Annotated in this window: 13 protein-coding genes and 1 riboswitch; of the genes, 10 read left to right on the top strand and 3 right to left on the bottom strand. The window is 38.6% G+C overall.

Annotated elements, in window-relative coordinates; translation table 11 throughout:
- The first annotated feature begins 113 nt into the window (after nucleotides 1–113).
- Both L2B55_RS03850 and L2B55_RS03855 read left to right on the top strand, forming a co-directional pair.
- Nucleotides 114–620: a GNAT family N-acetyltransferase gene (locus L2B55_RS03850; protein ID WP_237848975.1), complete on the top strand. Its 507-nt coding sequence runs from the start codon at nucleotides 114–116 to the stop codon at nucleotides 618–620.
- A gap of 254 nt (nucleotides 621–874) precedes the next feature.
- Nucleotides 875–1,495, top strand: a complete 621-nt coding sequence (locus tag L2B55_RS03855; RefSeq protein ID WP_237848976.1) for a TMEM175 family protein — start codon at nucleotides 875–877, stop codon at nucleotides 1,493–1,495.
- A 225-nt stretch (nucleotides 1,496–1,720) separates the two neighbouring features.
- Here the strand turns inward: L2B55_RS03855 and L2B55_RS03860 are convergent, their stop codons facing one another.
- From L2B55_RS03860 to L2B55_RS03870, 3 genes are read right to left on the bottom strand one after another with little or no spacing between them, the layout of a single operon-like run.
- A complete protein-coding gene (locus L2B55_RS03860) occupies nucleotides 1,721–2,650 on the bottom strand; it encodes a PKD domain-containing protein (protein ID WP_237848977.1) in 930 nt (309 codons plus the stop codon).
- A gap of 37 nt (nucleotides 2,651–2,687) precedes the next feature.
- Complete coding sequence (locus L2B55_RS03865) at nucleotides 2,688–3,785, bottom strand: YncE family protein (RefSeq protein WP_237848978.1); 1,098 nt, start codon at nucleotides 3,783–3,785, stop codon at nucleotides 2,688–2,690.
- Between the two features lie 15 nt (nucleotides 3,786–3,800).
- Nucleotides 3,801–5,849, bottom strand: coding sequence for a TonB-dependent receptor plug domain-containing protein (locus tag L2B55_RS03870; protein WP_237848979.1), 2,049 nt, complete (start codon nucleotides 5,847–5,849; stop codon nucleotides 3,801–3,803).
- A 110-nt stretch (nucleotides 5,850–5,959) separates the two neighbouring features.
- A riboswitch (cobalamin riboswitch) is annotated at nucleotides 5,960–6,159 on the bottom strand.
- 508 nt (nucleotides 6,160–6,667) lie between these two features.
- Here L2B55_RS03870 and L2B55_RS03875 point away from each other — a divergent pair.
- The 8 genes from L2B55_RS03875 to L2B55_RS03910 all read left to right on the top strand — a co-directional run bounded on the left by L2B55_RS03875 (nucleotide 6,668) and on the right by L2B55_RS03910 (nucleotide 12,699).
- Nucleotides 6,668–8,914, top strand: coding sequence for a glycosyl hydrolase family 95 catalytic domain-containing protein (locus L2B55_RS03875; protein ID WP_237848980.1), 2,247 nt, complete (start codon nucleotides 6,668–6,670; stop codon nucleotides 8,912–8,914).
- 84 nt (nucleotides 8,915–8,998) lie between these two features.
- Nucleotides 8,999–9,286, top strand: a complete 288-nt coding sequence (locus L2B55_RS03880; protein WP_237848981.1) for a YciI family protein — start codon at nucleotides 8,999–9,001, stop codon at nucleotides 9,284–9,286.
- A 143-nt stretch (nucleotides 9,287–9,429) separates the two neighbouring features.
- Nucleotides 9,430–9,807 (top strand): YciI family protein, encoded by a 378-nt coding sequence (locus L2B55_RS03885; protein WP_237848982.1) that lies wholly within the window; start codon nucleotides 9,430–9,432, stop codon nucleotides 9,805–9,807.
- A 45-nt stretch (nucleotides 9,808–9,852) separates the two neighbouring features.
- Entirely contained in the window at nucleotides 9,853–10,434 is a 582-nt protein-coding gene (locus tag L2B55_RS03890) for a Crp/Fnr family transcriptional regulator (RefSeq protein ID WP_237848983.1), read from the top strand.
- A 72-nt stretch (nucleotides 10,435–10,506) separates the two neighbouring features.
- Nucleotides 10,507–11,064, top strand: coding sequence for a flavodoxin family protein (locus L2B55_RS03895; RefSeq protein ID WP_237848984.1), 558 nt, complete (start codon nucleotides 10,507–10,509; stop codon nucleotides 11,062–11,064).
- Between the two features lie 7 nt (nucleotides 11,065–11,071).
- Complete coding sequence (locus tag L2B55_RS03900; protein ID WP_237848985.1) at nucleotides 11,072–11,512, top strand: DoxX family protein; 441 nt, start codon at nucleotides 11,072–11,074, stop codon at nucleotides 11,510–11,512.
- Between the two features lie 148 nt (nucleotides 11,513–11,660).
- On the top strand, nucleotides 11,661–12,062 hold the full coding sequence (locus tag L2B55_RS03905; protein WP_237848986.1) for a hypothetical protein: 402 nt from the start codon (nucleotides 11,661–11,663) through the stop codon (nucleotides 12,060–12,062).
- Nucleotides 12,049–12,699, top strand: a complete 651-nt coding sequence (locus L2B55_RS03910) for a sigma-70 family RNA polymerase sigma factor (protein ID WP_237848987.1) — start codon at nucleotides 12,049–12,051, stop codon at nucleotides 12,697–12,699. The genes L2B55_RS03905 and L2B55_RS03910 overlap by 14 nt, the downstream gene beginning before the upstream one ends.
- The last annotated feature ends 72 nt before the right edge of the window (nucleotides 12,700–12,771 follow it).

Raw genomic sequence — 12,771 nt, forward strand, 5'->3', positions numbered from 1 at the left:
CTTTCCATTTGTTGAAAGTGTGCGCAATAAATTATCTTTGAATTGGTTTGACAGTTTGGGTGCTTCGAAATCCAGTATGGATGGCAACCAATCTGAAATTTACCATGAATGCAATGAAACTTAGAAAAGCAAATCTTTCAGATGCAGCCTCAATTTGGGAAATACTGCAACAAGCTATCGCCCAAAGAAAGGCAGATGGTAGTGAGCAATGGCAAAATGGTTATCCAAATGAACAGACTGTTTATGATGACATTACAAATGAATACGGATATGTCATTGACGACAATAACGCGATAATTGCCTACGCTGCCATTATCTTTGGGGTTGAACCAGCTTACAACGAAATTAAAGGACGTTGGTTGACAAACGGTGATTATGTTGTAGTTCATCGTGTAGCTACATCAAATGCGGTTAAGAAACAAGGTGTGGCAACTAAATTGTTCAATATGATTGAGGATTTATCCCTTGAGAATAACATTTTTAGCATAAAAGTTGACACTAATTATGACAACATTCCAATGCTTAAAATATTGGAAAGATTAGATTATAATTATTGTGGTGAAATTTTTTTCGGTGGAGCGCCACGCAAAGCCTATGAGAAAATCTTAGGAAACAAATGACTCAAACTTTTCAAAATGAAGGATTGATTTATTAAATTAACCCTATTCTTCATTATTTCCAGCTGCTAAGCTAACTATCGCGTCATGCAATCCGGTCTGCCAAAAAATATTATTAGTTATCCTTTCTCTTTCCAGTCATTTTCATAAAGTCTATAGCATTTACACTTGATAGATAGCGGTAATCCGTGGTGGGTTAAAGGATGTAACCGAACAAATTGATACATTAGTGGATAGTCATGAAAAACTAGCTCATCATGAGAGAAGAAAACCCAAATAAGCGTCTTGAAATGTTTTCTGATGGTGTTTTTGCCATTGCAATTACATTACTCATTATTGAAATAAAAGTTCCGGCGCTCAACTTGATGGGTTCCACCAGTGATGTTTGGAATGCTACTATCCATCTTTGGCCGTCCTTCTTTGCGCTTTTTCTGAGTTTCATCCTTATTTTTATTAGTTGGTACGGGCATCATGTATTGTTTGATGCCCTCGATAAAGCTTCCGACCGGTTTCTGTTTGCCAGTGGTTTTTTTCTGCTAACCGTAGTAATACTTCCATTTCCTACCGCTTTCATGGCCGAATACCTTAACACACTTTATGCTCAACCTGCTAATGTATTCTATAGCTTTTGTTGCCTGGTGCATAATTTGGGATGGCGACTATTACTTAATAGTACTAAAAAACCGAAACAGCTTGCAAAATCACCAGAGCATATACAAAAAATTAATGAGGCAATGAGGAGTAACCGAATGGGCACTATTGCAAGCGTCGCAATTTTGGTATTGTCATGGTGGTTCCCTTATATAGCCTTGATCATTAGTCTTATTTTATGGAGTTTTTGGATATATGTTTCCTCTAAAATTAAAAGGAAATTCTAAGCGTAGAGACGATAAGATAAACCCGATCGCCAATTTTGCTAACAGACATTTTGTAAAACAGCATGAAAAATAAAAAGAGCGGATAAGCTAACACAATACGCAGAAGGGAAGTTTAAAAACCATTAATACAATACGACGGTACAATTTTCTTCGAGCCTTCAGCAAAAAGCCCCTGAAAATTGAACGAGCAATTTTCAGAGGCTTTTTATGATAAGTCCGCGCAACTTAGAAATTCAAATCTTCAATTCCTGCAATTTCGGTAGAAGTTTCGCCGAGCCAGCCGGCCTCTTGGTTAACGGCGGTATAAATCTTAATGAAATTAATTCCCGAAAGATTAACCGGTTGGCCATTCGCATCAACCGCCCATGCAATATCAAATGTGGCATCGGCATGTGTGTTGATTTGATTATCTGCATAGCCCCAAGGGTAAGCCGGTAACACCCAGCTCTGTGCCACCGGATCAGGATTACTATCATATGCATTGTTTGGAATTTTAGTTCCTGTAAATGTAAGCTGACTGCCTGCCCACAGTGGATAGTAAGAAGCTTGCGTATGATAACTATTTCTTTTTATGAACCCTGAACCTCCTTGATTGTCGGTCCAAGCTACATTGCCATTTAAGGGATTTGGCTTTGAATAGGTAATCTGGTAATTCTTAATCGTGCCTGGTTTATAATACTCACTACCGGCCAGCTCGTACCAGGTATCATCAGGCAACCCATTACCATTGGCATCATAAGCAACCATTACAATGCCTGGTTCCGCATTATTGGCAAATGCATTAGTGTAAACCTTAAAATCGCGGGCGTTAGCCACATTGGAAATGGTGTGATCAAAACCTACAATAAGGTAACCGCCATATCCGCCTAAACAAACCAGCCCGTTTGTTTTGCCTACTAATGACGTAGCCACCTTTGCTGCCATTGTTTGCGCGTTATCTCCGCTAGCGTAAGCAGGCAGTGTGTTGATAAACTGACCTGGAGCCGGGAGATACTCAAAAACCTGTGTGATGTATTTTGAAGTTCCAATCAAGGCATTGGTTTCCCTAGCTTCCGGTTGTTTTAAATTAGATTCTTTAAAATCAACTGTTTCGTTCTCCTTGCATCCGGCAAGAAGAACCGCTGCCATGCTGGTAATTGTAAATAGTTTTTTCATTAGTTAGGATTGTATAGTTAGTAGGATAAGGTTGTATTTACTGCTTTTTGGGCTTTTGTACAAACACCACATTGTTAGGGTTTAGCCCGGCCTGGAACTTAAACTTTAGCTTGCCTTCTTTGGAGAAACAATAGACGTCGCCGGTTGTGGTAAAGTCGTAAACATCAGTTATGTATACATCTCCGTTAGATGGATTTACATCAATGCCATAAGGTGTAGTGATTTTTGTTTCGTCTGTTATAAAGTTTTCTGTAACAATTTCTTCGGTCTTCACATTTAACAATTTAAAGCTTGCTTGCTGGGTAGTAAAGTTGTAGTTGTACAGATAAGCTAAATCTCCGTTAATGGTAAAGTTGAGTACTTCGAGCCCCTCGAATACTTTTTTCACCTGATCAGTTTTGCTGTCAATCGCCTGGAACGTGCAATGAATATCACCATAATCCCCCCTTGAAACCACGTATACATCACCGTAATCGTCAGCCTGAATGGTATAAGGATTTACTTGAACACTAATTTTTTTAAGCTCGGTAAATGAAGGAATATCAATTACAGATACAGTATTGTCATAATTTGGAAAATCTAATCCGCCTGAATTACTCACATACAGTTTGTTGTTGGCTACACAAATTCCATCAGGCTGGCGACCGGCTTTAACAAACTTGTCGAACTGCAGGGTAGCTGTATCGAGGCGGCCAACTGTACCATCAAACGAACATACATAAGCCTTGCCTGCATGAAAAGCGATATACCTCGGCTGGCGCGGTACTCCTTGTTCATCAAGCATCGAAATCTGCTTTAGCGACTTTCCGGTGTTAGGATCAATCACTTCCAGTTGACTTGAAACGTTTACCACAGCATACATTTTTGATCCATAGATCTTCAAATCATTCCCTGTATCTCCTAAACCACGTTTGTTTTTCTGCTCGAAATAATCGGTTTTGGCCACTCCTGTTAAAGTGTCAATGCCCGTAAGGGTGGTATTGTTCATGTTAAATAGACCTTCGTTTAATACGTATAAGCTTGCCTGAAAAGGTTGAGGAGCTGGATCGTCATTTTTTCGGCAACCTGCAAAAAAGATGGCACCGGCCAGTGCTAATGATTTTAGTCCGATTGCTGTTAATTGGTGTTTTGTCATATACTTGTTTTACTTTTAAAATTTCAGTGAATAGGATACACGCAAAGAGCGGCCGGGCATGGGAAAGTTCCGCACAACTTCGTATTGTGTATTAAGTATGTTTAGTACTTCTAGGCTTAGTTTATTTTTTAGTTTATATACTTTGAATGCTTTAGAAAGAGTAAGCCCATGCTCTGAATAAGCCGATAGGTAGTTTTGAGGAATGTTTTCATTAAGTATATACCTGCTGCCGGCAAAAAGAAGATTATAGGCCAAATCAACTGGCGGGGTGCTCAAACTGAAGATTGCCGAGCCTGAATGCTTAGGCGTATAAGCTAGCTGATCTCCATAGGTTTTCTCCTCAGGGTTAGTCATGTCTAACACTTGCTGAAAAGTATAGGTGCCTTCAATGGCTGCAAAAACCGAATTGCCTATTTTCTTACCTGCTTTTACACTGAGATCAATGCCATTAATGTAAACAAGGCCAATATTCCTCATCGTCCAGATAAACAGGTTTTTCGTTGGCTTGGCTACTATTTTATCCCTCACCTTGTTGTGGTATGCATCCAATGAAGAGGACAGGTATGAGCCATCCGTCGCAGTAAAGTAATTATAAGAAAGTCCCAGGTTGAACTGATGTGCATTCTCAGGTTTAAGTTTGGTGTTGCCTATTTGCGTGTAAAACAGGTCATTGAATGTAGGCATCCGGAATATATCCTTGTAAAAGAAACGGAAGCTCAGCTTATTGTTTGCAAAGGGCTGATAACTTACAAGTACAGAAGGTGAAAAACGAAAATGATTTTTAGGAGTATCTCCTTGTTTTACAGCTTCATACACGGCAGAAGACAGAACTCCCAATTGAATATTAAAACGATTACTTGTCCATTTTGAGTTAAGGGCCGTAAGCCAGGTAAAGCGAGACGGGTAGGCAAACTGGTGGAGGTCGGCGTCCATGCTGTTGTAAAAAACATCACTTGAAAGACCAACCTGAAATTCGTTCGACGCTTTATATACTGCGGCGGCCGAGCCATAAACTTCGTTTTGGTGATAGTTGTTGTCTTGCACGTCTACTATCACGCCCAGGTAATCGGGGTTGAGATAGCGCAAGTAGCTTTTTGCATACTTTACGTTAAAAAGGGCTTCAATTTTAGCTGAGAAAGATTTTTCGTATTTAGATTGAACAAAAAAGGTTTTATCCCACAAACGTTCGGATGAATGCGTATTGTACAGAATAGTAGCTCCAGGCAGACCTCGTTCGCTTTGAAAGTAATAGATTTTGGAACTGAGTTTTTCCTTTTCATTGAGGGTTATAAAGAAGTTTTCTTCTAAACGGAGGGTTACTATATCGGTATTAGACCTTTTCTCACTGGAAACACTGTCATCTTTTGAACCGCTACCTCCATAGTGTAAAACAAATGGGTACTTTCCGTTTGCATTTTGAAATTCAGATAGAAATGAATTGGAAACTTTATCACTAAGTTTATTGTGAATAGTAATAGATGGTGAAATTAATCCAAATGACCCGACCTTGAGCAGGCCATTCATTGCCATGTTTTCCCCTGATGTAAAAACCGGAGCTGTAGTATTTACGGTTAATAAACTGGCCGATGAAAATGACCTGGCGGTGTTTAAAATACTTTCAGGATTGCCAATTGTGAGTGAAATCTGATCGACATTGTTTACAGAGAATTTACCTAAATCAATTTGTCCGGTTTGATTGTCGGTAATGGTAATTCCATCATAGCAAAAACCTGTGTGATTGGCACCTAATCCGCGTACCGAAACGGTTTTAAGGCCACCGATGCCCCCGTAGTCTTTTACGGTAACACCGGCAAAATGCTTAACCACATCTGATAATTGAAACGCTTGAATTTGCTGCAGACTGTAGCGGTTAATTGTTTGCACGGGCGCCATACCGGGCTGGGTCGGCAACGCTTTACTTGTTATCTCCACCTCTTTTAGGCGTTTAAGCGTATCGGTTTGGCCAAGGGCCTCCTTGCTGGAGACGCCGGTAAAAAAGCACAAAAAAAGAATATGTGGATATAATCTTCCCAATGAAGAATACCCATTAACTGGTAATGACATGCTAGCTATGTTGATGTTTAATCAAATAGCCTCCATAGAATAAAATGAAAACCAATGGTTAACCTTTAATTGGCCAACGTTAGGATTCAAGCTTCAGTCCACGAAAGCTTAAACTGTATGCATACATGGCAGGTCTTCTGACTTATCCCAATGTTGAGCGCCTTCCCATCTTATCGACAGTGGCATTAGTGTTTGCTCAACATCTTTTTAAGGACTTACAGCAGCGGGTCTGTTCAGGATTTTCACCTGATTCCCTTTTAATCAACAAGCATTGAACAACGCTTGTTAAACCATAGCGGGGCCAAAGATAATAAATGAGAAGAAAATATCGGTAAAGAATTGGATGTAGGTAGTCCATTGTGGAGGATAAGTGCGTGACTTGTAACTAGGAAATCACAAAACCATTAATATCTTTACCACACGGCGGGCTAAGGCGGTGCAGTTTTCATGGTGTCTTCGGGCAAGCACCGTGCGAAGTAAAAAAACATAGCCAACAAACAGTTTGGCGAGACAAATATGAAAGGACTATGCGAGTATATGGCAAAGACAAACTAATCGGGCTGCTAAAATCAGAAAGTGACTTGTGGACAATATTAAAAACAGTTAGCTTAACAAAGGAGAATATAAATAAAGAATTAAGAAACGAAGTGAAATTGCCATTAGCAACGGTTTGGCACTTGCAAGAGTGATTTTCTACTAAAATAACCATAAACCAGCTTTTACCTGTGATATTGGTAGTTTAACTCAAGCTATTGATATTAGGCGAAGGTGGACTGATGTGAATACGGCATGATATCACGATATTTTAAAAAGTATTAATGAAAAAAATAGGCTCAGTAATAATTTCAAAAAATCCATTAATTGCTGTTGTATTATTGACTGCTTTTTTTGTTGGGAAGGTAAAAGCACAAGATAAATCCGCAGAAACGATTATCAGTAAATACCGGAATGTGTTTGAAATGCCTCCACAAAAAACGCCTTCTAATGTGGCGGTGGATGCACCTTTGCTTGGAAATGGTTCTTGTGCGGCAGCCCTTGCCGGTCCGCCCGAACAACAAACCTATTACCTGTCCCGTAATGATTTCTGGAGATTGAAAACGGGTTATGATCAGGCATTTCCTGCTGTGTTAGGCAAGCTGCAGATCAATATACCGGCATTAAAGCAGGCTCATTACAGGGTAGAACAGGATATCTATAATGCCGCTACGATTTCTAATTTCAGCAAAGCAGATACTTCCGTTATTATTCAGTCGACTCTGATGGCTACTCAAGATCTGTTGCTGGTTGAAATTACCAACACCGGAGCCGCTACTATAAACGGTAGTTTGCTATTGCTATTACCTCAAAAGGATCAGGTTTCCAATCAGGAAAGATTTCCCGACACACTGGCCTTTGGAAGTGATGCCAGTGGTGTTCAGTGGATTCAAAGAGGGTTTGTTAAGGATGTAACTATAAAAAGTATGGCAGCCGCTGCGCTGAAGATAGTTGGAAAAAACAGTGATCGATTTACGCTTGCCTCAGGTCAGAAAATTACGGTTGTCTGTTCATTGTCCAGCAATTTTAAATCTGGTGATTGTCTTCGTACAGTGTGTCAGTACGTACAGCAAATTACATTACAGGAGATCAAAGAGATACAAACTGGGCATGTAAAATGGTGGCATCGTTTCTGGAATGAAAGCTATGTAGATATAGCCGATTCCGTTATTGAGCACCAATATTATCGTTCTCAGTATAACATGGCTTCGTGCAGTCGCGACTCCAAATTTCCTCCTGGAATTTTTGGCACTTGGATTACTAAGGAAACTCCAGCATGGAATGGCGACTACCATCTCAATTACAATTACAGTGCTCCTTTTTATGCTTTGCATTCTTCAAATCATTTGCAGCAACTATTGCCTTATGAGGCTCCGCTGCTGGATTTCATGGAACGCGGAAGGTATTATTCTACCTATATGACAGATGTACCTGATGGCGTGCTGTATCCTGTTGGTATTGGTCCGCTTGGTATTGAAACTACCCGAGTAAAGGAGCCTACTGGCGGCAGGGGAGCTGCTGTAGAAGAGGAAGGTTTGTTTCTGGGACAAAAGAGTAACGCTGCCTATTGTGTAACGAATTTATCCATGACCTTTTATCGGACTCATGATGCTGAGTATGCAAAGCGTGTATATCCGTTCATCAGGTCTGTAGCTGTATTTTGGCAGCACTATCTTCAAAAGGAAAATGACCGTTACATTATTTTAAACGATGCGATCCATGAAGGAACGATCGGAACTATGAATCCGATTCTTTCACTGGGATTGGTTCCAATGGTGTTTAGTACTGCAATTGACATGAGTATCTTGTTGAATACAGATAAAGACTTGCGGAGTGATTGGCAATTTAAAATGAATCATGTAGCAAAATTCAGCACGCAAATTCGTAATGGTAAAACAGTTTTCAGATACAGTGAGAGAGGAACAGATTGGTGGCCCGATAATACATTAGGTATTCAGCATATTTATCCTGCCGGCCTAATTGGATTAGAAAGCGACAGCACTACATTACAGATAGCAAAAAATACCATTGATGAATTGCATCGTTGGAAAGATTTTAATGGAACGAACAGTTTTTATCCGGCTGCGGTCAGGGTTGGTTATAATGCTGATAGCATTTTGGCAAATATACACAACTACAGTTTACGTATCTACCCCAATGGTTTTCAAAAGAATAACCCACATGGAATAGAAAATTGCAGTACGGTTCCTAATACCATTAACGAAATGCTTTGCATGTCCAACCAGCAGGTGTTGCGTGTTTTTAAAGTATGGCCTCATAAAATAAATGCTTCCTTTTCGAATATTAGAAGTGAAGGAGCTTTTTTAGTTTCATCAACTTTAAAGGATCAGTCAGTTCAGTTTGTAAAAATTATAAGTGAGAAAGGTAGAGTCTGTATTTTGGAAAATCCATGGCCAGACAAGGTTTTGCTAGTAAAAAGTAATAAAAGAAGAACGCAGCAATTAAATGGTGAAAGAATACAGCTGCCTACTTTACCTGGGGAAACATTAACGATAACGGCCGTGGAATAATAATTTTCAGTATGGTATAGCTACTTTCTTTATCGAGTAAATCAATGTTAACGCAACCGGCAATTAATATTTAAGACAAGTAAAATGTTTATTGTTTCATTATCATACAAAAAAGAAATTGCTGAAGTAGAAAGGTTCATCGAGCCACATGTCCAATTTTTGGACAAATACTATTCAGAGAAGAAATTTATTTTTTCGGGCAGGAAAAATCCACGAACGGGCGGAATTATAGTGGTTCGCAACGTGGACAAGAATGCATTAATGGAAATTATTAAACAAGATCCTTTCTATCAAAACGAAATTGCAGACTACGACATCACTGAAGTAGTTCCGACTAAATATGATGAAGACTTTGCTTGTTTCATAGAATAAACTTTGCCAACAGTTGCCCCAAAGCGCATATAACAAGAGGTTTGGTTGGCAGATGTCGAACTTAAGTTTATGTATAAATCATGTGTCAACAAAACCGATAGAAGGTTAATGAAAAAATCAATGATTCTCAAATTAGCTAAACAATGAAAGAATTCATGTTTTACATCCGAAACTCAGGAGATGCCAAAGCCGCGCTATCTTCGGAGGATCATTTAGCTTTTGTAAAAAAGTGTGAAGTATATATTGGAAAACTAAAATCCGAAGGGAAATTAATCGCTGCTCAGCCCATAATTCGAGAAGGTTTTGTGATTGCTAAGTCAGCCAACAATTGGACAAAAGTTGCACTTGACCCGACAAAGGAAGTGCAAGTCGGATACTACCACATTTTAGCAGAGAGCATGGACGAAGCAATTGAGATAGCAAAACTTAATCCGGAGTTTGAGTATGTACCATCAGCTAAAATTGAAATTCATCAAATAAAAACAAAAGAAGAAGAAACTAGTTTTGTTTACCCAACATAGTTATAGTGATAGTCAAAATTACCGAAGATTAAAAACGACCATATCATGAATTTTGATCTTATTCTTAACAACGTTGCCAAACATGTGCGACTTGATAAAACTGAAACCGACTTTTTTCTTTCATTACTTCAACACAAATCAATCAAAAGAAAAGACTACCTTTTAAAACAAGGCGACATTTGTAAAACCGAAAATTTCATCATAAAAGGGTGCTTACGGACCTATTCAATTAACGAGAATGGGGTTGAGCGCATTGTGATGTTTGGAAAGGAAGACTGGTGGGTTGGGGATCTTTACAGTTTTCTAACAGCTACACCTGCAAATTTTTATATTGACGCATTAGAAGATACCGAGATATTACAAATTTCAAAGCAAAAGCTAGACATACTATATGAACGAGTTCCTAAGTTCGAAAGATTTTTTCGCATAATCATTCAAAATGCTTTCATTGCTCAGCAAAACCGTATCAACCAAAATCTCTCATTTACTGCCGAACAACGCTACTTAGATTTCATAAAAAATTATCCACTCCTCGAACAAAGAATTCCTCAGAAACAGGTAGCCGCGTATTTGGGTATAACGCCTGTGTTTTTAAGTATGTTAAGGAAAAAAATAGTTCATAAGTGATTTATTAAAGTAGTTTAATTTTTATCCTATTCTTTCGTTGTTGCTTTGTGATGTTAATTAAACAATGCAACAGTGAAAGTAATAATCGTTTACCACAGCGGATATGGGCATACAAAAATTGTAGCCGAGTATATCCAGAAAGGTGGCTTGTCAATTCTACCCGATGTGGAATTGTTATCCACCATAGAAGCACAAAACAATTTCGACTTGCTTCACAAAGCCGACACGCTTGTTTTTGGCAGTCCTACTTATATGGGTACTGTTTCGGCAGAGTTCAAAAAATTTATGGAAGCCACTAGCAAATTTTGGTATGCCCAACAATGGAAAAATAAATTTGCGGCTGGCTTTACCAATTCCTCTACACTCAATGGAGACAAATTAAATACCCTTCAGCAACTTTCAATTTTTGCTGCACAACACTCCATGCTGTGGATTTCAGCAGGGATATTACCCAGGTTTGAGAATGATATACAATTGGATGAACCCAATGGACTTGCCAGTTATTTAGGACTGATGACACTTTCTGATAACGCTATAAAGGAAGTTAATCAGCCTAAAGGACTTGTAACCGCTGAACTATTCGGTAAACGAATCGCAGAAATTACACAACAGTATAAACAGTCAAATTAATAAGACTATGAAAAATCAAATTTTTAAAACAAACAATGATTGGACAGGTACAATTACCCGTCTTTCTATAGGATTAATTTTATTTCCTCATGGAGCTCAAAAAATGCTTGGTTGGTTTGGTGGTTTCGGTTTTACAGGTACTATGAGCTTTTTTACCGACACAATGCACTTGCCATGGTTAATAGCTTTTATGGTAATAGTTATTGAATTTATTGGTTCATTATCATTGATAGCCGGTTGGGCCAGCCGAATTTGGAGTGCTTTAGCAATAGTTTTGATGTTGGGAATCATCCTTACATCACACCTAACTAATGGGTTTTTTATGAATTGGTTTGGTAATCAGAAAGGAGAAGGTTTTGAATTTCATTTGTTGGTAATTGGGCTTTCAATCGTTACGCTTATTAACGGTAGTGGCAAGTTTTCGGTTGATTCAAAAATTGTAAAGTAACATTAGGTGGGGCTGCCAATAACAGTGGTTTTGTGTGGCCCCGCTTATTGTCAGCTATTAGCTCATTAAAGTCTTACCACTTGGTCAAATTTTTTGTAACCTTTCCATACCTCTTTTACTCTAATCAATTACTAACAATTTAAAAGAAATGGAAAGTAAAAACACAGAACAGTCATTGATACTAACATTCAAACTGTTAAAGTTTACATTCGGGATTGTACCGATCGTTGCAGGGGCTGACAAGTTCACTAATCTGCTTACAAATTGGGAGCAATATATCAATCCTTCCATTGAAGGTTTGCTGCCGTTTTCCGGCTCTACCTTTATGATGATGGTAGGTGTTGTTGAAATTATTGCAGGACTTATCGTGCTTAAAAAAACCGAAATTGGCGGATACATTGTTGCTGCCTGGCTCACTATTGTTGCACTGACATTGTTGCCTGGCCTCAACTATGTCGATGTAGCAGTCCGTGATCTGGTAATGGCGGTTGCAGCTTTTGCTATGGCAAGAATAGCTAAAATTATTGCTTTAAATTATGGCACAGTTTGAAAGGTTTACCGAAGCAGAACTTGTTGAGCGGATAACAAATGGAGAAAAATCCCTTTACGAAGTTATTGTAAGAAGGTTTAATCCATATTTGTACAAAATAGGCCGGTCGTATAATTATAATCATGAAGACACGCAGGATTTGATGCAGGAAACCTTTATTGATGCCTATAAAAACCTGTTACAGTTTGAAGGTCGCTCGGATTTTAAAACCTGGATTATCCGCATCATGCTCAACAACTGTTACCGAAAAAGAAAAAAGTTGAGTCTTAAAAATGAAGTTACACAAGATACTGATGACAATTCAACGCCAATGTTTACAAGTTCGAATAATGACACCGATAAAATAGTTCAAAACCGGGAATTGGGGCACATTATTGAAAATGCTCTTGGTAAAATTCCTTTTGATTACCGAATAGTATTTTCATTAAGAGAAATAAACGGACTGAATGTATCAGAAACTGCCGGCTTGCTTAATATCAGCGAATCTAATGTAAAAGTGAGGCTTAATAGGTCGAAAGCTATGCTGAGAGCCGAGATAGAGAAAACATACACTGCTCATGAACTATTTGAATTTAATTTAATCTATTGTGATGCGATGGTAAAAAATGTATTGAATAAAATAAATGAACTCTATTGAAGAGGATCTGCCACTAAATACAGATAACGTTTCCCGGTAAACGTTATCTGTAATCCTCCCTATTTCAAAGGA

It is taken from the genome of Solitalea lacus (assembly GCF_022014595.1).
In the GTDB taxonomy this organism is placed as follows: Bacteria; Bacteroidota; Bacteroidia; order Sphingobacteriales; family Sphingobacteriaceae; genus Solitalea; species Solitalea lacus.